Source organism: Nioella ostreopsis (genome assembly GCF_004000255.1).
Lineage (GTDB): Bacteria > Pseudomonadota > Alphaproteobacteria > Rhodobacterales > Rhodobacteraceae > Nioella > Nioella ostreopsis.
The window spans coordinates 60595-79980 of record NZ_RCIQ01000007.1; the positions used below are offsets into that span (position 1 = coordinate 60595).

Consider the following 19386-nt stretch of genomic DNA (forward strand, 5'->3'; position numbering starts at 1 on the left):
GGCCTAGAGGATCTCCGACAGACGGGGCAGGCCCATGATGTCACCATCTGGGGCAGCTGCGGGGGCAGATGTGCGTCGCGCAACCCGCAGCTTGGCGGATCGGGCGCGGGGGTTGCGGGCAATTTCCGCAGCATCGGGCGCGATCGCCCGGCGCGGGGTCAGGGTGAAACCGGGTTCACGGGCGGCGGCCTCTGGCGCATAGCGCGAGCCCCCTCCGCCGAAACTGGCGCGGTCCTGAAGGAAGCGCTTGGCGATACGGTCTTCCAGCGAGTGAAAGGTCACCACCGCCAGTTGCCCACCCGGCGCAAGGGCGCGTTCGGCGGCCATCAGACCATCGGCCAGCTGACCGAATTCATCATTCACCGCGATGCGGATCGCCTGAAAGCTGCGGGTCGCGGGATGGCTTTGACCCGGCTTGGCGCGAGGCAGGCATTTCTCAACGATTCCTGCCAGTTGCAAGGTGGAACTGATGCGCATTTCCGCCCGCGCCTTGACAATCGCCTTGGCAATCCGGCGTGCCGCGCGTTCCTCGCCGTAGTGGTAGAGGATATCGGCCAGGGCCGCTTCGGGCGCGTCGTTCACGAGGTCCTCGGCCGACGGCCCCGCCTGCCCCATGCGCATGTCCAAAGGCCCGTCGCGCATGAAGGAAAAGCCGCGCTCGGCCAGATCGAGCTGCATCGAGGAGACGCCGAGATCCAGCACCACGCCATCAAGCTGCGGAAACCCGACCTCTGCCGCATGGGCATCCAGCTCGGAAAACGTACCTTCCACTAGGATCAGCCTGTCGCCATATTCCGCCGCCCAAGGGGCCGCCATCTGGAAAGCCAGCGGGTCGCGGTCCACACCGATCACGCGGTCGGCCCCGGCGGCCAGCAGCCCTCGGGAATAGCCGCCCGCCCCGAATGTTCCATCGAGCCAGACACCGCTGACCGGCGCGACCGCATTCAGGATCGCATCGAGAAGCACGGGGATATGGGGCTCGGCTGCCGGTGTGTCGGATGCCGCGCCGCCCGTCATTCCGGGCCACCCGCTGACTGGCCCACAAGGCTGAGCGGATCGAAGAAATCGCCCTGTCCGAGCGAGGCCAGAATCGCCTCGATATTGTCTTCGGCGTCCTTGCCGGCCTCGGGGTTGAGAATGTGGAACTGGTCGCCCTTGCCCTGGAACAGCGCCTCCACCCCAAGGTCGATCTTGTCGCGCGCGGCGGGCGGCAGGACAAGGCGGCCGGTGTCATCCACCGTCGTCGCCTCGCATTTGGCGTAGTAGAAATGCTCCAGCACCGCGCGCAGCGGCGTACCGCGCTGCACGGATTTGATCATCGCGTCGATCTCGTCAAACGCGTCGCCGGACAGGCATTCGAGGTAATTCTTCTTGGGGTCGCCATAGGCGATATAGAGACGCGGTGCGCCGCCGGGGGTGTATTCGCTGTCGGAATTCTGAAGCACACGACGGAACTTGACCGGGATCGACACCCGGCCCTTTCCGTCTACCTTGTTCAGGCTTTCGCCCTGAAACCTGTGCTCCACGTCCCCGTCCTCATCTGCCCCTTGCGCGGCCCCGGAACGGACAACGGCGGATCGAGCAAGCTGCCACTGCTCAATCCGCCGCCCTCGTCCCATTTCTGGGGTGTCCGACTACGCGCGCATTACCTGGGGGGGGGATGTCTGCTCTGCCCGCGCGCCGGATCTCTCTATGTCAGCGAATGAGATTGCCTGTATGAAACTGCCGTTTTTTGTTTTCCGGTCCTTGGTCTTGCGCCTCGGTCCCGGTGATCTCGTTTGCTGTGTGATTGTTGTCTCATGGAATGTTTTCCCAATCAATCCCTTTTTGTGGGAAAATTCCCCACATCTTGCCAAAGCGCATCCCGAAACACAGGATTTGGTGGGACGCATGGGTCAAAAATGCGCAGATGAGGTAGAGAGAGCGCGACATCCCACAACATATGGCTGTGTCCGTCGCGCCACATGGCATGGGATTTTTTTCCAGAATTTCACGAAAAACCCCCGGCCGCAGGGCGGTCCGGGGGCAATTCCCATGATTTTCCATGTGTCGGGGCTGTCCCGGCTCAGGCCATTCCGCCCTCGACGAGTCGGGTGGCCAGGGTCGCATAGGCCTCTGCCATTGGCCCCTCGCCCGCCGCGATTGGGGTGCCACCATCGCCTGCCAACCGGGTTTCCAGCGAAATCGGCAATTCACCCAGGAAGGGCACGCCGATCCGGTCCGCCTCATTCCGCACGCCGCCATGGCCGAAGATATGTTCTTCATGGCCGCAATTGGGGCAATGGAACACCGACATGTTCTCGATCAGCCCCAGAATCGGGGTTTTCAGGGTCTGGAACATGTTGATGGCCTTCTTGGCATCCAGCAGCGCCACATCCTGCGGGGTGGAGACGACAATCGCGCCCGTCACCTCGGATTTCTGGCACAGCGTCATCGCAACATCGCCGGTGCCGGGGGGCAGATCGACAATCAACACGTCAAGATCGCCCCATTCCACCTGGGTCAGCATCTGCTGCAGTGCCCCCATCAGCATCGGCCCGCGCCAGACGACCGCCTGATCCTCTGGCAGCATGAAGCCGAGCGACATCAGTGTGACACCGTGATTGTGCAACGGCAGGATGGTCTTGCCGTCCGGGGACGCGGGGCGTTTGTTGATCCCCATCATGCGAGGTTGAGACGGACCGTATATATCTGCATCGAGCAGCCCGACCTTGCGCCCCTGACGCGCCAGCGCCACGGCGAGGTTTGAGGAAACAGTGGATTTGCCCACACCGCCCTTGCCGGACCCGACGGCCAGAATACGCTGGACGGTCGCGGGTTTCATCGAGCCTTGCTGCGGCTTGGGATGGCCGCCGATCTTCAGGCTCGGCGGTTCCCCCTGCCCCGGCGCGGGCTTGGCAGAGGGGCCGTGGGCGGTCAGGGCGACGGTTGCATTTTCCACGCCGGGCAGCCCCTTGACCAAGGCCTCTGCCGCATCGCGCACCGGTGACAGGCGGCGTGCGTCTTCGGGCGACGGGGCCTCGATCACGAAGGCGACCTTGCCGCCGGTGATCTGCAAGGCCCGGACCATATCGCGGCTGACGAGCGTGCCACCATCGGGCAGCGACAGCTTGTCCAGTGCGGCGAGGATCGTTTCGCGAGTCTGGCTCATATCTGGCCCTTTCCTGTTGCAGCGCGTGTCTTGTCGAACAGATAGGACGCTTTGCCGATCCATGCACCCCCCTTAAAGATTCAGTCAGCATATAGTTTTAGGCAGGGTTGACCCAAGGTAAGCCTGCAATTTGAGCAGCTTACGTCCACGTTATGCACTTTCTGCATGGCAGCATTGACGAACTCGGGGATTGTGCAGACGCAGCATTGCGATATTTTTTAATCATCGAAACAAACACGGGCCGACACGGATCGCCGCCAGAATGACGCGACGCTGACCGCCGGACCAACCGACTGAAGGATCAAGGCATATGGCCTACGCAACTCAAACCCACGCCGGCTCGCTCTCGCTGCTGGCCCGTTTCGCGGAAATCCGCGAGCAAGCCGCAGAAGCATACGCCGCATGGCGCATCTATCGCAACACGCTGAACGAACTGCGTGAGCTGAGCGACCGCGACCTGAACGATCTCGGAATTGCCCGGTCGTCCCTCCGCGCCATCGCGCATGAGGCGGCCTACGGTCAGACCGACTGACCGAAACGACATAGAACACTGCTGGTTTCCTCCTCCCTTTAACCGGCAGCCCTGCGGCGGCGCCTCTCCTCCTCCCTGGCGCCGCCGCCGAAAGACAAGGCCCCTTGCGGGCAAACCGGATACGGAACCTCTCCTCCTCCCTTGAGGGTTCGTAGACTGGCGGTGGCACATCCTCCTCCCTTGGTGTCATCGCCCGACATACCGCCCCCGACGGGGCAACAGTTACGGACCGTCCTCCTCCCTTAGGTCCGTAGATTGGCGGCGACACCACTCCTCCTCCCCGGTGTCGCCGCCCGATATTCCGCCCCGACCGGGGCACTGCATACGGGTCCGACTCCTCCCCCAGGGCCCGATATGACGCGGCGGCGCCTCTCCTCCTCCCTGGCGCCGCCGCCTCACAAAATACGGGCCGGGCGGATCCTTCCTCCCTTTCCAAACGGCCCACGGTTCGGCGTCCCTCCTCCTCCCTTAAAGGACGCTGAGATCTGGCGGTGACACCCCTCCTCCTCCCTGGGTGTCACCGCCTTTTTCGTTCTCAGAAGCTGTCAGAGTGTCAGGCACGGTCGTCCTTGGGCGAGGCCATGACCACATGGGTCGTGATCGTCGCCACCTGCGGAATGTCGCCCAGAACATCGGTGTGGAAGCGCTTGTAGGCCACCAGATCCGCCGCCTCGACACGCAGCAGGTATTCCACGTTGCCGGTGATGTTGTGGCACTCGCGCACCTCGGGGCTGCGGGAAATGGCGCGTTCGAACGCCTCCTGCGCGCGTTTGGAATGCTCGCCCAGTCCCACGGTCAGATAGGCGGTGAAGCCCACGCCCATTTTCACCGGGTCCAGAACCGCGCGATAGCCGCTGATGACGCCCGCTGCTTCCAGAGCCTGCACCCGCCGCAGGCAGGCCGAGGGCGACAGGGCCACGCGGGCGGCCAGTTCCAGATTGCTGACCCGCCCGTCGCGGGACAGTTCCTGCAATATCTGGCGGTCTTTGGCGTCTAATTTCGTCATTCCTTGCGTATTTTGCGCCTGAAGGCGTCACTTTGCAATTACATTTCGCCACGGGCGGCCTAACGTCAGCGCCATGACACAAGACCTGATCCTCGCCCTCATGGGCTACGCGCTTGCCACCTCGATCACGCCGGGGCCCAATAACCTGATGCTGATGGCCTCGGGCGCCAATTTCGGCCTGCGCCGCACCCTACCCCATATGGCAGGTGTCAGCCTGGGCCACGGGTTCATGACCTTTGTCCTGGGCCTGGGATTGGTGCAGGTGTTCGAGAGCTTTCCGGTGGTCAGGATCGTGCTGACGGTGCTCTGTTCCGCCTATCTGCTGTGGCTGGCGTGGAAGATCGCCAATGCCGCGCCTCCGAAAGAAGGCCAGCAAGCGGGCACGCCGCTGACCTTCTGGCAGGCCGCCGCGTTCCAATGGGTGAACCCGAAGGCGATCTTCATGTCGATCACCGCACAGACGAACTACGCGCCCGAAGGCGCGGGCTGGACCGGCGCGCTGATGGTTGCCGCTGTCTTTGCCTGCATCAACCTGCCCTCGGTCGGGGTCTGGGCCTGGATGGGGGTGCAGGTAAAACGCTTCCTCGGCACCGGCGCGCGGCTGAGGGCCTTTAATACCGTGATGGCGTTGTTGCTGGTGGCGTCGCTTATTCCGATCCTTCTGCACTGACCGACGCGGACCCCACCAGATCCATAGCCTGACTATAAATGTACCGGTCTTCTGCGGTCAGGATCCGTGCGATCCAGGTGTTTACCTCGGGCGCGATCCAGAAGCTGGCGGTATAGGGTAGATCCCTCTCTTGCCCCAGAACGGAGACGCGGGCGTCCATCGTGAAATCCAGCCGATAGGTATCGAACACCCCCAGGGGCACATGGATCCGTTCTGTCGACACCGCGAGGGTCCACTGGAACTGCCCGGCCCCGGCGAGGTCCACATCGGGCAAACATCCCAGGATCGAATAGGAGAACCCGCGACCGGCGCTGCAATCGACCACGAACCGCCCCGATCCGGCGGCAGATCGCCCCGCCTGCAACGGCCATGCATCTGCCGGGGTGCCGTCGTCAAAGCTGGGGACAATCGCCGGGCCATCCGGGCCCATGGGGCTGAACTGGAACGGAAACAGGCCGCGATAGCGCGGTGACGGCTCGCCTATTGGGGGGTCGAGGCTGCGCTGATGCTCGATCTGCATTGCGGGCGTCAGCCAGTCCTCGTCCACGGGATCATGTGACACCCCGATCACCGCCGCCGTTTCGGGGATTGGCTCGGCGTTGCCGGAAAACAACCCGGCCATTGCGCGAATGGCGGCTTCCATATCGTCGCGCGTGTCGACCGGCATTTCGATGGCGAGATAGCGGATCTCGCGCCCGGCCGGGGGCGGGGTCCAGGCCAATGGCGCAAGGTCGGGTGCCGAGGTGTCGCCCAGATATCCGGTCAACCATTCGCCGGTCACGATGTCATTGGGATCAAGCGTATAGGCAATGCGCCCATGATAAGCAGCCTCGTCGGCCAACCCGGCGCGGCGAAAATAGCTGTGCGCGCGGAGCTGCCGATCCCGGTCCAGGGGTCTGATCCGGGTGACCTCTCGGTAGGACCAGGCCGCCGCCTCATAGTCGTGCAGGCGGGCATGGATTATTCCCTGCAACAAATGCGACGAGTGATAGTCGGCGTTCAGCGCAATCGCCCGGTCGAGCGCGGCCAACGCCAGATCGGTTCGGTCCGATTGGCTCAGCACATAGCCAAGCCGGTAATGCGGCCAGTGACTGTCGGGGCTGACCGCGATCAGGGCGCGCAAATCCGCCTCTGCCTCGTCCCACCGGTCAAGCCGCCCCAGAACAACCGAGCGGCGGCCAAGCCCGGCCACACTGACGGGATCAATCGCCAGAGCCTGCGAATAGCGCTGCAAGGCCTCGGCATAATCCTCGTTGCCCTCATAGACCCGCCCGATATCAATGATCGCTTCGACCCGGTCCACGGCAGTTTCAGCCACCCGTTCGCAGGCCGCAACTCGGGCGGCAAAGGGCGTGTTGGCCGACCCGCAAAGCTGCTGGTCGTCGGCAAAGGCGGGTGCGGCGGCAATGGCCAGCAAGGCTGTCAGGACATGTCTCATGGACATGAGTATGATGCGACGCGCCGCATATTCAAAACGGAACGTCATCCGCCTGATCGGCGGCCACCAGAAACCGGCCCACGACCCGCTTGATGCCCGCCTTGTCGAAGGCGATCTCCAGCTTGTCGCCCTCCACGCCTTCCACCCGGCCATAGCCGAATTTCTGGTGGAACACCCGTTCACCGATGGTGAAGGCCGAGTCCGCCGCCGCGTCGATGGTGAAATTCCGGGCCTCGCGCGGCTGGCTCATCCCGCGGGCGCCGGTATTGGCATGGAGCCGCTTCCAGCCCGGCGAATTATAGACATCGGCCCGGACCGCGCGTTCTTCCAACCCGGAACGGCCATACTCCTGCGCAGCCCCCATGCCGCCCTGATGGCCATAAAGTCCCGGCGGCGTCAGAACCTCCACATGGTCCTCGGGCAGTTCGTCGATGAACCGGGAGGGCAGTTGGCTTTGCCACTGGCCATAGACCCGACGGTTGCCCGCGAAAGAGATCGTGCAGATAGCCTCTGCCCGCGTGATGCCCACATAGGCCAGCCGCCGTTCCTCTTCGAGGCCCTTCAGCCCCTCTTCATCCATGGACCTTTGCGACGGGAACAGCCCATCCTCCCACCCCGGCAGGAAAACGGCGGGAAATTCGAGCCCCTTCGCGGCATGAAGCGTCATCAGCGTAACCTTTTCCTCGGTCTCGTCGCTTTCGTTATCCATGATGAGGGAGACATGTTCGAGGAAGCCCTGAAGGTTCTCGAACCCTTCAAGCGCCTTGACCAGTTCCTTGAGGTTTTCCAGCCGCCCCGGTGCTTCCGGCGTTTTGTCATTCTGCCACATTTCGGTGTAGCCAGATTCCTCCAGGATCATCTCGGCCAGCTCGACATGGTTGAGCGTGCCCTGCGGGACATCATCTTCGATCAGATCATCCACCGACCCCACGGCGCGCATCGGCCCCATCATCAGCCCGCGCCAGCGTTCGATCCCTTCGACGAAGCGTTGCAATTCCTTGGCGCCCTTGCCGGTCAGGCCCTGTGCCGCAAGCAGGATCTTGGCCCCTTCCAGCAGCGACACGCCATTCGTCCGCGCCGCCATCTGGATTTTCTGCTGCGCCTTGTCGCCAAGGCCGCGCTTGGGGGTGTTGACGACGCGTTCGAACGCCAGGTCATCCTCGGGGCTGACCACGAGGCGGAAATAGGCCATGGCGTCTCGGATCTCCATCCGCTCGTAGAAGCGGGGGCCGCCGATGACGCGGTAGGGCAGACCGATGGTCAGGAACCGGTCCTCGAAGGCGCGCATCTGGTGGCTGGCGCGCACGAGGATCGCCATGCCGTCGGGGCTGATCGGGGCCATGCCGCGGGTGCCGCGTTGCATCGCTTCGATCTCCTCACCGACCCACCGTGCCTCTTCGTCGCCGTCCCAATGGCCGATGAGGCGGACCTTCTCGCCCTCCTCAGCCTCGGTCCAGAGCTCCTTGCCAAGCCGCCCCTTGTTCCCGGCAATCACGCCAGAGGCGGCGGCAAGGATATGCGGGGTGGAGCGGTAGTTCTGTTCCAGCCGGATCACCTTGGCGCCCGGAAAATCCTTGTCGAATTTCAGGATGTTGCCCACTTCCGCCCCGCGCCAGCCATAGATCGACTGGTCGTCATCGCCCACGCAGCAGATGTTCTTGTGCGCCTGTGCCAGAAGCCGCAACCACAGATACTGGGCGACATTCGTGTCCTGATATTCGTCCACCAGGATGTAGCGGAACCAGCGTTGGTATTGCTGGAGAATATCGTCATGGGTCTGGAAGATCGTGACCATGTGCAGCAGCAGATCCCCGAAATCGCAGGCATTGAGCGATTTCAGGCGTTGCTGGTAGGCGGCGTAAAGCTCCACGCCCCGGTTGTTGAAGGCTCCTGCCTCGCCCGCAGGCACTTTTTCAGGCGTCCAGGCGCGGTTCTTCCACTTGTCGATGACCGCCGCCAGCGCGCGGGCGGGCCAGCGTTTTTCGTCGATATTCTCGGCGATGATCAGCTGCTTCATCAGCCGGACCTGATCGTCCGTATCGAGAATGGTGAAGTTCGACTTCAGCCCCACCAGTTCCGCGTGTCGGCGCAGAAGCTTGACGCAGATCGCGTGGAACGTGCCAAGCCAGGGCATGCCCTCGGCGGGTTGGCCAAGGAGGTTGCCCACGCGGGTCTTCATCTCTCGCGCGGCCTTGTTGGTGAAGGTGACGGCGAGGATCTCGTTCGGGCGGGCCTTGCCGGTGGACAGAAGATGCGCGATGCGGGCGGTGAGCGCGCGGGTCTTGCCCGTCCCCGCCCCCGCCAGCATCAGGACCGGACCGTCGAGCGTTTCCACCGCCTCGCGCTGCGGCGGGTTCAGACCGTCGAGATAGGGCGCGGGCCGCGCGGCCATGGCGCGTTGCGAAAGGGAGGCGGCCGCGAAGGCCTCTTCATCGTCGAAAATATCCATGCGCGAAAGCCTAGACCAAGCCACGGATGAGTTAAAGTATTGTTCACGGTCCGTTCGCAAGAGTTTTCTGGCAGGTCTTGCGCCGATTGGCATCGTCGCGGCGCGGGCGCGCTCTTCACCCGCCCCTTGCGGGGCAGCCTCATCGCACGCTTGGGGGCCAGCCCCCAAACCCCCGAGGTATTTTTGCTAAGATGAAGGGGAACGGGCTGGACAGAGGCAGCCTGGCCGGGTTTGGTCGGAGCATGGATCTGGACCAGACATATCCGGCGATCTCCGACCTCAAGGCGCGGGCACGGCGGCGGGTGCCGCATTTCGTCTGGGAGTTTTTCGATTCCGCCACGGGCACGGAGTCGGTCCTGCCGCGCAATCGGGCGGCGCTGGATCGGGTCTTGTTTCATCCTGCGATCCTGACAGGGGAGTTCACGCCCGATCTGTCCTGCACGCTGATGGGCCGCGACTACGCCGTGCCCTTCGGCATCGCGCCTGTGGGGATGTCGGGGGTGATCTGGCCGGATGCGGAGCGGCGGCTGGCGCGGTTTGCCGGGTCCGTGGGGGTGCCCTATGGGCTCTCCACCGTGGCCAGCCAGACGCCGGAAACCGTGGGGCCGGAGGCAGGCGGCATGGGGTGGTTCCAGCTTTATCCGCCGCGCGCGCCGGAGGTGTTTGACGACATGCTGGCGCGGGCCTGGGACTCAGGGTTTCAGACGTTGGTTCTGACGGCGGATGTGCCGGTGGCCTCGCGGCGGGAACGGCAGACACGCGGCGGGCTGACCAACCCGCCCCGGCTTACGCCTCGCCTTGTGGCGCAGGTGGCGCAGTGCCCAAGCTGGGCCATGGGGATGCTGAAAACCGGCATGCCGCGGATGCGGACGCTGGATCGCTATGCCGAGCAGAAGACGAGCCTGCCCCAGACCGCGCATGTGGGCTATCTGATCCGCACCTCGCCCGACTGGGACTATCTGGCCCGCCTGAGGGATCGCTGGAAGGGAAAGCTGGTGGTCAAGGGGGTGATGGAAGCGAGCCCGGTCGAGCGGCTGGAGGCTTCCGGGGTCGATGCAATCTGGGTGTCCAACCATGCGGGCCGCCAGTTTGACGGGGCGCGCGCCAGCATCGACGCGCTGCCGGAAATCCGCGCCGCGACCCGCCTGCCGCTGATCTTCGACAGCGGCATTGAGGGCGGGCTCGACATCATGCGCGCGCTGGCGCTTGGCGCGGATTTCGTGATGCTGGGGCGGGCCTGGCACTATGCTTTGGCGGCTTTGGGAGAGGCCGGGCCACCGCATCTGCACGAGCTGCTGGTGAAGGACATGATCTCTTGCATGGGGCAGATCGGGGCACGGTGCCTCTCGGACCTTCCCGGACGGCTGGTAGTGCCTCCGCATGACTAGGAGTGTTCAGCGCTAACAGGTCGATCACGCCGCGCAACAGGTCGTTTCCCGCGCGGGATTCGCAATTTTCATTGCTAGGGTCGACCTCGAACCGCGGCTTGCAGCCGTATGACACATATGTGCAACCTGCTGAAAAATATAAAACTGTTAGCGCTATCGCCGCTCTTGCAACATTTCAGCAACAATTATGTTGGCAGCGCAGCAATTTCTGCCTAACGTCCGCGCCATCCGGAACAGAGGGGAATGTTCATGGCCGACTTCAAGAAGATCCTGATTGCCAATCGGGGTGAAATCGCGATCCGAGTCATGCGTGCCGCCAATGAGCTTGGCAAGCGCACCGTGGCGATCTACGCCGAGGAGGACAAGCTCAGCCTGCACCGGTTCAAGGCGGATGAGGCCTACAAGATCGGTGAGGGTCTGTGGCCGGTTGCAGCTTACCTGTCCATCGACGAGATCATCCGCGTCGCCAAGGAATGCGGCGCTGACGCGATCCATCCGGGCTATGGCCTGCTGTCGGAAAACCCCGATTTCGTGGACGCCTGCGCAGCGAACGGGATCACCTTTATCGGCCCCAAGGCCGAAACCATGCGCGCGCTTGGTGACAAGGCCAGCGCCCGGCGCGTGGCGATCGAGGCGGGGGTTCCGGTCATCCCCGCGACCGAGGTTTTGGGCGACGACATGGATGCGATCCGGGCCGAGGCGGAGGCCGTCGGCTATCCGCTGATGCTGAAGGCGTCCTGGGGCGGCGGCGGGCGTGGGATGCGTCCGATCCATGGCCCCGAGGAGCTGGAAGAGAAGGTGCGCGAGGGCCGGCGCGAGGCCGAGGCCGCCTTTGGCAATGGCGAGGGCTATCTTGAGAAGATGATCACCCGCGCCCGCCATGTGGAGGTGCAGATCCTGGGCGACAAGCACGGCAACATCTACCACCTCTACGAACGCGACTGTTCCGTGCAGCGGCGTAACCAGAAGGTGGTGGAACGCGCGCCTGCGCCCTATCTGAGCCAGACTCAGCGCGAGGAGATCTGTCTGCTCGGCAAGAAGATCTGCGAGCATGTGAACTACGAATGCGCAGGCACGGTCGAGTTCCTGATGGATATGGACTCGGGGCGCTTCTACTTCATCGAGGTGAACCCCCGCGTGCAGGTGGAACATACCGTCACCGAGGAGGTGACCGGCATCGACATCGTGCGCGCCCAGATCCTGATCGCCGAGGGCAAGAGCCTCGTCGAGGCCACGGGCACCGCCAGCCAGTATGACGTGAAGCTCGACGGCCACGCGATCCAGTGCCGGGTGACGACCGAGGATCCCACCAACAACTTCATCCCCGATTATGGCCGCATCACCGCATATCGCGGCGCGACCGGCATGGGCATCCGCCTCGATGGCGGCACCGCCTATTCGGGCGCGGTGATCACGCGGTACTACGACTCGCTGCTGGAAAAGGTCACGGCCTGGGCGCCGACGCCCGAGGCTGCGATCGCGCGGATGGACCGGGCGCTGCGCGAGTTCCGCATTCGCGGGGTCAGCACGAACATCGCCTTTGTGGAAAACCTGCTAAAGCACCCCACGTTCCTGAATTACCAGTACACCACCAAATTCATCGACGAAACGCCGGAGCTGTTTGATTTCCGCCCCAAGCGCGACCGCGCGACGCGGATCCTGACCTATATCGCCGATATCACCGTGAACGGGCATCCCGAGACCGAGGGCCGCGCCAAGCCCAAGGCGGACCTGAAACCGGCGAAGGCCCCTGCCCCCAAGACCGCGCCCGCGCCGGGCACCAAGACGCTGCTGGATGAAAAAGGCCCGCAGGCGGTCGCGGACTGGATGGCGGCGCAGAAACAGCTGCTGATCACCGACACCACCATGCGCGACGGGCACCAGTCGCTGCTGGCAACCCGGATGCGGTCCATCGACATGATCAAGGCCGCGCCCGCCTATGCGGTGAACCTGCCGCAGCTCTTCAGCGTCGAATGCTGGGGCGGCGCGACTTTCGACGTGGCTTATCGCTTCCTGCAGGAATGTCCGTGGCAGCGCCTGCGCGATCTGCGCAAGGCCATGCCCAACATCATGACACAGATGCTGCTGCGCGCCTCGAACGGGGTGGGATATACGAATTATCCCGACAACGTGGTGCAGTCGTTTGTTGCGCAGGCGGCGGAAACCGGCGTCGATGTCTTCCGCGTGTTCGACAGCCTCAACTGGGTCGAGAATATGCGCGTGGCGATGGATGCGGTCGTCGAAAGCGGCAAGGTCTGCGAAGGCACGATCTGCTATACCGGCGACATCCTGAACCCGGATCGGGCGAAGTATGACCTGGAATATTACGTCAACATGGGCAAGGAGTTGCGCGACGCGGGTGCGCATATCCTGGGGCTCAAGGACATGGCGGGGCTGCTGAAGCCAGCTTCCGCCAAGATCCTGATCAAGGCCCTGAAGGAAGAGGTGGGCCTGCCCATCCACTTCCACACGCACGACACGGCGGGGATTGCCTCTGCCACCATCCTCGCGGCCTCTGACGCGGGCGTCGATGCGGTCGATTGCGCGATGGACAGCTTTTCCGGCAACACCAGCCAAGCGACGCTTGGCACGGTGGTCGAGGCGTTGAAGCATACGGACCGGGACACCGGGCTCGACATCAAGGCGATCCGCGAGATCTCGGACTACTTCGAGGCGGTGCGCGGGCAATATGCGGCGTTCGAGAGCGGCCTGCAGGCCCCGGCCTCCGAGGTCTACCTGCATGAAATGCCCGGCGGCCAGTTCACCAACCTCAAGGCACAGGCGCGCAGCCTCGGGCTTGAGGAACGCTGGCACGAGGTGGCGCAGATGTATGCCGATGTGAACCAGATGTTCGGCGACATCGTGAAGGTCACGCCGTCCTCCAAGGTGGTGGGCGACATGGCACTGATGATGGTGAGCCAGGGTTTGACCCGCGCGCAGGTGGAAGACCCCAAGTCCGATGTGGCCTTCCCCGACTCTGTCATCGACATGATGCGCGGTAATCTGGGCCAGCCCCCGGGCGGTTTCCCCGAAACGATCCTGAAGAAGGCGCTGAAGGACGAAAAGCCCAACACCGAACGCCCCGGCAAGCACCTGCCGCCCGTAGATCTGGAAGCCACCCGCGCCGAGGTGATCGCCAAGGTGGGCGAGCCGGTGGATAACGAGGACCTCAACGGCTACCTCATGTATCCCAAGGTCTTCACCGATTACCGCGCCCGGCACGCCGAATATGGCCCGGTGCGCACCCTGCCCACGCGGACCTTCTTCTACGGCATGCAGCCGGGGGAGGAGATTGAGGCCGAGATCGACCCAGGCAAGACGCTTGTGGTTCAGCTGCAGGCCGTGGGCGAGACCAACGAGGATGGCGAGGTCAAGGTCTTCTTCGAACTGAACGGTCAGCCCCGCACCGTGCGCGTGCCCAACCGCAAGGCGCAGGCCACGACCGCCAAGCGCCCGAAGGCCGAGCTTGGCAACCCCAACCACGTGGGCGCACCAATGCCCGGCGTTGTGGCCAGCGTCGCGGTTCAGCCCGGCCAGAAGGTGAAACAGGGCGACATGCTGCTGACCATCGAGGCGATGAAGATGGAAACCGGCATCCATGCCGACCGCGACGCCGTGGTCGAGGCCGTCCATGTGACCCCCGGCGGCCAGATCGACGCCAAGGATCTGCTGGTCGAATTGGAGTAGGATAAAAAGGGCGCCCGACATTGCGGCGCCCTTTCTCCGTCCATTTTTCTTCACTTTTTATTGATACGTTGCCCGTCATTCGCGCAGTGACGAGGTAATGAACATGACCCTGAGAACCGAATTCTGGTACGACGAAAGCGGTGCCGTGACAGTCGACATGACCGTACTGGCTGCCGGTGTTGTCGGCCTTGGCATTGCAACGATGTCCGTGGTGAGCAGCGGCGTCGAAGACCTGTCCGGCGACATCAACGCCGAGCTGTCCTCCAACAGCTGGAACCTGTTCGGCAATGGCCGTGTGTCGGTCGGGTCTTTCGATTTCTCTGGCGGCAATGCCGCCGGCTGGCTTGGCGGATCGGTTCGAAATATGGGCGGTGAACTGGGTGAATTGCTGGTGCTTGGCCCCGGGGAGGTCACGGGTTTCCTCGTGGAAGTCGCCGAGGGGGCCCGTAACGCTGTCATGGAATTCGATCTGGTTGCGGGCGACAGCCTCGACAACAGCGCCCAATGGGGCACCGACACCGCGACGATCTCGCTTAACGGCGTACCGGTTGCCGTGGCGCTGGCCAGTGGCAACAGCATGACATTCGACATCCCGCAGCTTGACGGCACGACGGTCGAGGCGACGGTGGAGGTCGCGGAGGTCGCTCTTGGCGGCAATGGCGGCTGGAACGATTCCGTGGCATCCGTGCGCGTGACCGTGGCCGAACCGACATCGGATATCCAGTTTGAGCTTCAGTCCAATGCCAACCAGGGCATCGGCGATGAATTCTGGGGGCTGGACAATTTCGACGCCTCCACCACCGGCGGTCCCGGATTCTGATCGGGCGACCTGACCTGCCCCCCACGGACACCACATCTGCCTGAAAGGCATCTGGCCGACTTTACAATAAAGGCCACAGCTTGGGTGGATTGAGCTTGGTGGCCGCGCCCTTGCATGCAAGACTTCGACCCTGTCACATTGCAGGAGCGCGCTTTTGTTCACCCCGGACCAAGTCCTTGATTTCTGGTTTCCCGAAACGGGCCACGAGACGAACCCGGAATCCCATTCCGCCTTCTGGAATGAACGGATGCAGGGCGGCATGGATGAGGTCATCATCCGCGACTTCGCAGATCTGACGCTGGCCGCCGCGCGCGGCGAACTGGATCATTGGGCAGACACCCGACGCGGGCGGCTGGCGCTGCTTATCGCGCTCGATCAGTTTCCCCGTTCGCTCTGGCGGGATACGCCCGCCGCTTACGGGCAGGATATCAAGGCCGCGCGATTGGCGCTGGACGGCATCGCCAATGGCGATTTCGACGGGCTCGCCCCGTGGGAGCAGGCGTTTTTCGTGATCTCCATTTCCCATTGCGAAGGCCCCGACCACCTGCAACGCATGGACCTGCTGGACGATCTGATCGAACGAATCATCCTCAAGCTGCCGGAACCGATTGCCGGGATGGGCGACGCGTTCCGCGCCCAGAACAAGACGGTGCGCGGCGTGCTGGAGCGGTTCGGCCGCCACCCGCATCGCAACCCGATCCTTGGGCGCCCCTCGACGCCGGATGAGGAGGCCTATATCGCCACCGGCGATTTCCCCCACGTGCGCAAGGTCGAAACCGGGGCGGACTGACGCCACGACAGGCGCATTTGTGCTTGCGCACCGGTGCCGGGGACGCTGCTATCGACGCCAAAACGCGCGGAGCATCCCATGGCCAAGATCCTCGTCATGACAGACCTGCATATCACGCCGGAAGGCGAGACCATCATTGGCCTCGACCCCGGCGCGCGTCTGTCGGCGGGGCTGGCCCATGCCGCCCGGACTCACCCGGATGCGGAGCGGATCGTCATGATGGGGGACCTGACCCATCACGGCGCGCAACAGGAATACGCGCGACTGAAAACGCTATTGGCGGACCTGCCCTGGCCCATCACTTTGATGATCGGCAATCATGACACGCGCACGGGGTTCCGCGCGGCCTTTCCGGACGCGCCGACCGATGCGGATGGATTTGTCCAAAGCGCGATTGATCTGGGCGACATCAGGCTGATCTGCCTCGACACCCATGAAACGGACCCAGCAGTGCAGCATTCCGGCCTGCTCTGCCCTGCCCGGCTGGCCTGGCTTGTCCGGGAACTGGAGGCGGACACGAAACCCTGCCTCATTTTCCTGCATCATCCGCCCTTCGACACCGGGTTTTCGGGCATGGATCACATCGGCCTGATGAACGCGGCAGAACTGCGGGGGATGTTGACCGCCTATCCACAGGTCAAGCATGTCTTCGCCGGGCACATTCATCGCACGATCACCGCCTCCATCGACGGCCTGCCGATCACCGTTTTCAAAAGCCCCTGCCATCAAATGCCCATGATTCTGGGTCAGGAAGGCAGCGGTCATTCGGTGGACGAACCGGGGGCTTATGGCATCATCCTGACGGACGGGGACAATGTGGTGGTGCATTTCGAAGACTTCACTCTACCTTTTCAGGTGGTGGGGCACTACTGACGGAAGGGACGGGATATGGATATGATTGCGCCGCTTTATGCAGGGCTTTTGGGCCTGCTGTTTCTTCACCTCAGCATCCGGGTGATCAGCCTCAGGCGTCACCACAAGGTGTCGGTCGGGGATGGCGGGGAAAAGGCCCTGTCAAAGGCCATGCGGGTGCAGGCCAATTGCGTGGAATATGCCTCGATCGGGCTGATTCTTCTGTTCGGCGCAGAGCTTCAGGGCGCGCCCACATGGGCTGTTCACGGGCTTGGGGTGACGCTGCTTCTTGGCCGGGTGCTGCACGCATTCGGCTTCGGCTCCACCCCGCAGATCGTGCCCGCGCGCGTCTGGGGCATGGCGCTGACTCTTGGCATGATCCTGATCGCGAGCCTGTCCAATATCATCCGCGCGGTGATCTGAGCGCGTCCGAAAGGACACTGGCAGGCACGCCGCCGATCTGCGATGCTGCACAAGGCAACTACCCGCAGAGACCGACCCCTTGGCGACGATCCTGACCATCACCCTGCCCATCTACCTGCTGATCGGGCTTGGCTTCCTGTCCGTTCGCACCGGATATTTCGCCGGGTCCGATATCAAGGCCATTGGCACGTTCGTAGTGCGTTTCGCCCTGCCCGCGCTGATCTTTCTGGCCGTGGGCACCGCGACCCCGTCGGAAACGCTGCACTGGGGGCTGTTCGCGGCCTACCTGTCGGCCTCGCTGGCGCTGTTCGCGGTCTGCATCCTTGTGGGGCGCCTCGTTTTCCGGGCGCGCTGGTCGATGCTGGGGGTGGTGGGGCTTGGCATGGTGGGCTCCAACTCGGCCTTCGTCGGGTTTCCGCTGCTGTCGATCCTCTACCCTGACCTTGCCGTGACGATCTTCGCCACCGTGATGCTGCTGGAAAACGTGATCCTGATTCCGCTGGCTCTGGCTGTGGCGGATGCGGGAGAGCGCAGTGCAAGCACACCGTTGCAGGGGTTTCTCAAGGGCCTCAAGGGGCTGATCAAAAATCCGCTGGTCCTGTCGATCATCGTCGCGCTGGCCTATTCCCTGTCCGGTCTGACCCTGCCAGAACCGATCCTGCGCCCGATCGAGATGCTGCGCCCGATTGCCTCGCCCATTGCGCTGTTTGCCGTGGGTGGCACCGTTGCCGCCGCAACGCTTGCCAGTGCCCGCGACATGGCCGCGCCGATGGGGGTGATCCTGGTGGGCAAGCTTGTCCTTCACCCGCTGTTCTTCCTAATCGCCACGATGCTGCTGCCCGCCCTGCCCCCGGACATTCGCCATGCCGGCCTGATCAACGCGGCCTGTCCGATGCTGTCTATCTTCCCGCTGATCGCCATGGCCTATGGGCGTGAATTGCTGGCCTCGACCGCGCTGATGGTCACCACGGCGGCCTCTTTCGTGACGATCTCGGGCCTTTTGTGGATTATTTCTCTGGCCGCCTCCTGACCGCTTGCAGCGGGCCTGCTACAGCTTATCTGACTGCGATCTGAGCCGAGGAGTTGCCAGATGATCGAGCTGTTTTCCGACCCCGCCGTGTGGGCCTCTTTCCTGACCCTGACCGTTCTGGAAATCGTGCTCGGCGTTGATAACGTCATCTTCATTTCCATCGCCGCCGCCCGACTGCCCGCGGAGCAACGCCGCCGCGCGCGGGTGATCGGGCTGACGGGGGCGCTGGTGCTGCGCATCCTGCTGCTGCTGTCCATCGCCTGGATCATCGGCCTGTCCGAGCCCATTGCCACCGTCTTCGGGCTGGAGATCAGCTGGCGCGACCTTATCCTGATCGCGGGCGGGTTGTTCCTGATCTACAAGGCCTCGACCGAGATCTTTGACGAGGTCGAGGGCGACATCCACACGACCGGGGAAACCGTGGTCAAGGCGGTGTTTGCCTCGGTCATCTTCCAGATCATGGTGCTCGATCTGGTCTTCTCGCTCGACTCGGTCATCACCGCCGTGGGCATCGCCGATCATATCGAGGTGATGATCGCCGCCGTGGTCGTGGCCATCGTGATCATGATGGTCGCCGCCGCCCCGATCGCGAAATTCGTGGAGGACCACCCGTCCACCAAAATGCTGGCACTGGCCTTCCTGGTCATGGTCGGCATGGCCCTTGTTGCAGATGGTTTCCACTTCCATGTCGAACGCGGATTCATCTATGCGGCGATGGTCTTTGCCGGGGCCGTCGAGATGCTGAACCTGTGGCGCGCGGCGCGGCGCAAGCGGCTGGCGGAAAATGCGTAAGCGGCGCGATTTTCCTCTTGCAGCCCTGCGGCTGTCAGCCTAAATACCGCCCTCACAGAGCGGGCGTAGCTCAGGGGTAGAGCATAACCTTGCCAAGGTTAGGGTCGTGAGTTCGAATCTCATCGCCCGCTCCAATCAAAAAGGCCTCCGGATTTCCGGGGGCCTTTCTGATTCCGGGCGGGGCGCGCTCCTGTGACGGTGCCCCAAATTTCCTCTTGCAGCCCCCGATCACCCGTCCTAAACACCGCCCTCAAGAGAGCGGGCGTAGCTCAGGGGTAGAGCATAACCTTGCCAAGGTTAGGGTCGTGAGTTCGAATCTCATCGCCCGCTCCAATCAAAAAGGCCTCCGGATTTCCGG

Annotated in this window: 16 protein-coding genes and 2 tRNA genes; 12 read left to right on the forward strand and 6 right to left on the reverse strand. The window is 63.4% G+C overall.

Annotated elements, in window-relative coordinates; translation table 11 throughout:
• Positions 1–3: 3 nt before the first annotated feature.
• From rsmH to EP237_RS09340, 3 genes are all read right to left on the reverse strand, one after another.
• Positions 4–1017, reverse strand: a complete 1014-nt coding sequence (gene rsmH / locus EP237_RS09330; RefSeq protein WP_127560437.1) for a 16S rRNA (cytosine(1402)-N(4))-methyltransferase RsmH — start codon at positions 1015–1017, stop codon at positions 4–6.
• Entirely contained in the window at positions 1014–1526 is a 513-nt protein-coding gene (locus EP237_RS09335) for a division/cell wall cluster transcriptional repressor MraZ (protein WP_127560439.1), read from the reverse strand. The genes rsmH and EP237_RS09335 overlap by 4 nt, the downstream gene beginning before the upstream one ends.
• A 539-nt stretch (positions 1527–2065) precedes the next feature.
• Positions 2066–3151, reverse strand: a complete 1086-nt coding sequence (locus EP237_RS09340; protein ID WP_127560441.1) for an Mrp/NBP35 family ATP-binding protein — start codon at positions 3149–3151, stop codon at positions 2066–2068.
• A gap of 310 nt (positions 3152–3461) precedes the next feature.
• Here EP237_RS09340 and EP237_RS09345 point away from each other — a divergent pair, with 310 nt between their 5' ends.
• Positions 3462–3683: a DUF1127 domain-containing protein gene (locus tag EP237_RS09345; RefSeq protein WP_127560443.1), complete on the forward strand. Its 222-nt coding sequence runs from the start codon at positions 3462–3464 to the stop codon at positions 3681–3683.
• Between the two features lie 553 nt (positions 3684–4236).
• On the opposite strand, the gene EP237_RS09350 is transcribed toward EP237_RS09345, so the two are convergent.
• Positions 4237–4689 carry an Lrp/AsnC family transcriptional regulator gene (locus EP237_RS09350; RefSeq protein WP_127560445.1) on the reverse strand — a complete coding sequence of 151 codons (453 nt, stop codon included), beginning with the start codon at positions 4687–4689 and terminating at the stop codon, positions 4237–4239.
• Between the two features lie 73 nt (positions 4690–4762).
• Here EP237_RS09350 and EP237_RS09355 point away from each other — a divergent pair, with 73 nt between their 5' ends.
• The gene (locus EP237_RS09355; protein WP_127560447.1) at positions 4763–5359 is read left to right on the forward strand and encodes a LysE family translocator; all 597 of its coding nucleotides are present in this window, start codon (positions 4763–4765) and stop codon (positions 5357–5359) included.
• Here the strand turns inward: EP237_RS09355 and EP237_RS09360 are convergent.
• Both EP237_RS09360 and EP237_RS09365 read right to left on the reverse strand, forming a co-directional pair.
• Positions 5337–6797: a tetratricopeptide repeat protein gene (locus tag EP237_RS09360; protein ID WP_164744673.1), complete on the reverse strand. Its 1461-nt coding sequence runs from the start codon at positions 6795–6797 to the stop codon at positions 5337–5339. The two genes, EP237_RS09355 and EP237_RS09360, sit on opposite strands and share 23 nt — an antisense overlap.
• Positions 6798–6828: 31 nt before the next feature.
• Complete coding sequence (locus EP237_RS09365; RefSeq protein WP_127560451.1) at positions 6829–9246, reverse strand: ATP-dependent helicase; 2418 nt, start codon at positions 9244–9246, stop codon at positions 6829–6831.
• 242 nt (positions 9247–9488) lie between these two features.
• On the opposite strand from EP237_RS09365, the gene EP237_RS09370 reads away from it, so the two are divergent.
• The 10 genes from EP237_RS09370 to EP237_RS09415 all read left to right on the forward strand — a co-directional run bounded on the left by EP237_RS09370 (position 9489) and on the right by EP237_RS09415 (position 19361).
• Complete coding sequence (locus EP237_RS09370) at positions 9489–10634, forward strand: alpha-hydroxy acid oxidase (protein WP_127560453.1); 1146 nt, start codon at positions 9489–9491, stop codon at positions 10632–10634.
• 249 nt (positions 10635–10883) lie between these two features.
• On the forward strand, positions 10884–14321 hold the full coding sequence (locus EP237_RS09375; RefSeq protein ID WP_127560455.1) for a pyruvate carboxylase: 3438 nt from the start codon (positions 10884–10886) through the stop codon (positions 14319–14321).
• 103 nt (positions 14322–14424) lie between these two features.
• Complete coding sequence (locus EP237_RS23765) at positions 14425–15141, forward strand: Flp family type IVb pilin (protein WP_338068160.1); 717 nt, start codon at positions 14425–14427, stop codon at positions 15139–15141.
• A 154-nt stretch (positions 15142–15295) separates the two neighbouring features.
• A complete protein-coding gene (locus tag EP237_RS09385; RefSeq protein ID WP_127560457.1) occupies positions 15296–15931 on the forward strand; it encodes a DUF924 family protein in 636 nt (211 codons plus the stop codon).
• A gap of 78 nt (positions 15932–16009) precedes the next feature.
• Positions 16010–16804, forward strand: coding sequence for a phosphodiesterase (locus EP237_RS09390; protein ID WP_127560459.1), 795 nt, complete (start codon positions 16010–16012; stop codon positions 16802–16804).
• Positions 16805–16819: 15 nt separating this feature from the next.
• On the forward strand, positions 16820–17206 hold the full coding sequence (locus EP237_RS09395) for an MAPEG family protein (RefSeq protein WP_127560461.1): 387 nt from the start codon (positions 16820–16822) through the stop codon (positions 17204–17206).
• A 79-nt stretch (positions 17207–17285) separates the two neighbouring features.
• Positions 17286–18236 (forward strand): AEC family transporter, encoded by a 951-nt coding sequence (locus tag EP237_RS09400; RefSeq protein ID WP_127560463.1) that lies wholly within the window; start codon positions 17286–17288, stop codon positions 18234–18236.
• A 60-nt stretch (positions 18237–18296) separates the two neighbouring features.
• On the forward strand, positions 18297–19028 hold the full coding sequence (locus EP237_RS09405; protein WP_127560465.1) for a TerC family protein: 732 nt from the start codon (positions 18297–18299) through the stop codon (positions 19026–19028).
• Positions 19029–19087: 59 nt separating this feature from the next.
• Positions 19088–19162, forward strand: a tRNA-Gly gene (locus EP237_RS09410).
• A 124-nt stretch (positions 19163–19286) separates the two neighbouring features.
• Positions 19287–19361 (forward strand) — tRNA-Gly (locus EP237_RS09415).
• Positions 19362–19386: the final 25 nt, after the last annotated feature.

Excerpts from the sequence above, each read along its gene's own strand:
- rsmH (WP_127560437.1), bottom strand. The coding sequence starts at position 1,017 with ATGACGGGCGGCGCGGCATCCGACACACCGGCAGCCGAGCCCCATATC.
- EP237_RS09340 (WP_127560441.1), bottom strand. The coding sequence starts at position 3,151 with ATGAGCCAGACTCGCGAAACGATCCTCGCCGCACTGGACAAGCTGTCG.
- EP237_RS09345 (WP_127560443.1), top strand. The coding sequence starts at position 3,462 with ATGGCCTACGCAACTCAAACCCACGCCGGCTCGCTCTCGCTGCTGGCC.
- EP237_RS09350 (WP_127560445.1), bottom strand. The coding sequence starts at position 4,689 with ATGACGAAATTAGACGCCAAAGACCGCCAGATATTGCAGGAACTGTCC.
- EP237_RS09355 (WP_127560447.1), top strand. The coding sequence starts at position 4,763 with ATGACACAAGACCTGATCCTCGCCCTCATGGGCTACGCGCTTGCCACC.
- EP237_RS09360 (WP_164744673.1), bottom strand. The coding sequence starts at position 6,797 with ATGAGACATGTCCTGACAGCCTTGCTGGCCATTGCCGCCGCACCCGCC.
- EP237_RS09365 (WP_127560451.1), bottom strand. The coding sequence starts at position 9,246 with ATGGATATTTTCGACGATGAAGAGGCCTTCGCGGCCGCCTCCCTTTCG.
- EP237_RS09370 (WP_127560453.1), top strand. The coding sequence starts at position 9,489 with ATGGATCTGGACCAGACATATCCGGCGATCTCCGACCTCAAGGCGCGG.
- EP237_RS09375 (WP_127560455.1), top strand. The coding sequence starts at position 10,884 with ATGGCCGACTTCAAGAAGATCCTGATTGCCAATCGGGGTGAAATCGCG.
- EP237_RS23765 (WP_338068160.1), top strand. The coding sequence starts at position 14,425 with ATGACCCTGAGAACCGAATTCTGGTACGACGAAAGCGGTGCCGTGACA.
- EP237_RS09390 (WP_127560459.1), top strand. The coding sequence starts at position 16,010 with ATGGCCAAGATCCTCGTCATGACAGACCTGCATATCACGCCGGAAGGC.
- EP237_RS09395 (WP_127560461.1), top strand. The coding sequence starts at position 16,820 with ATGGATATGATTGCGCCGCTTTATGCAGGGCTTTTGGGCCTGCTGTTT.
- EP237_RS09405 (WP_127560465.1), top strand. The coding sequence starts at position 18,297 with ATGATCGAGCTGTTTTCCGACCCCGCCGTGTGGGCCTCTTTCCTGACC.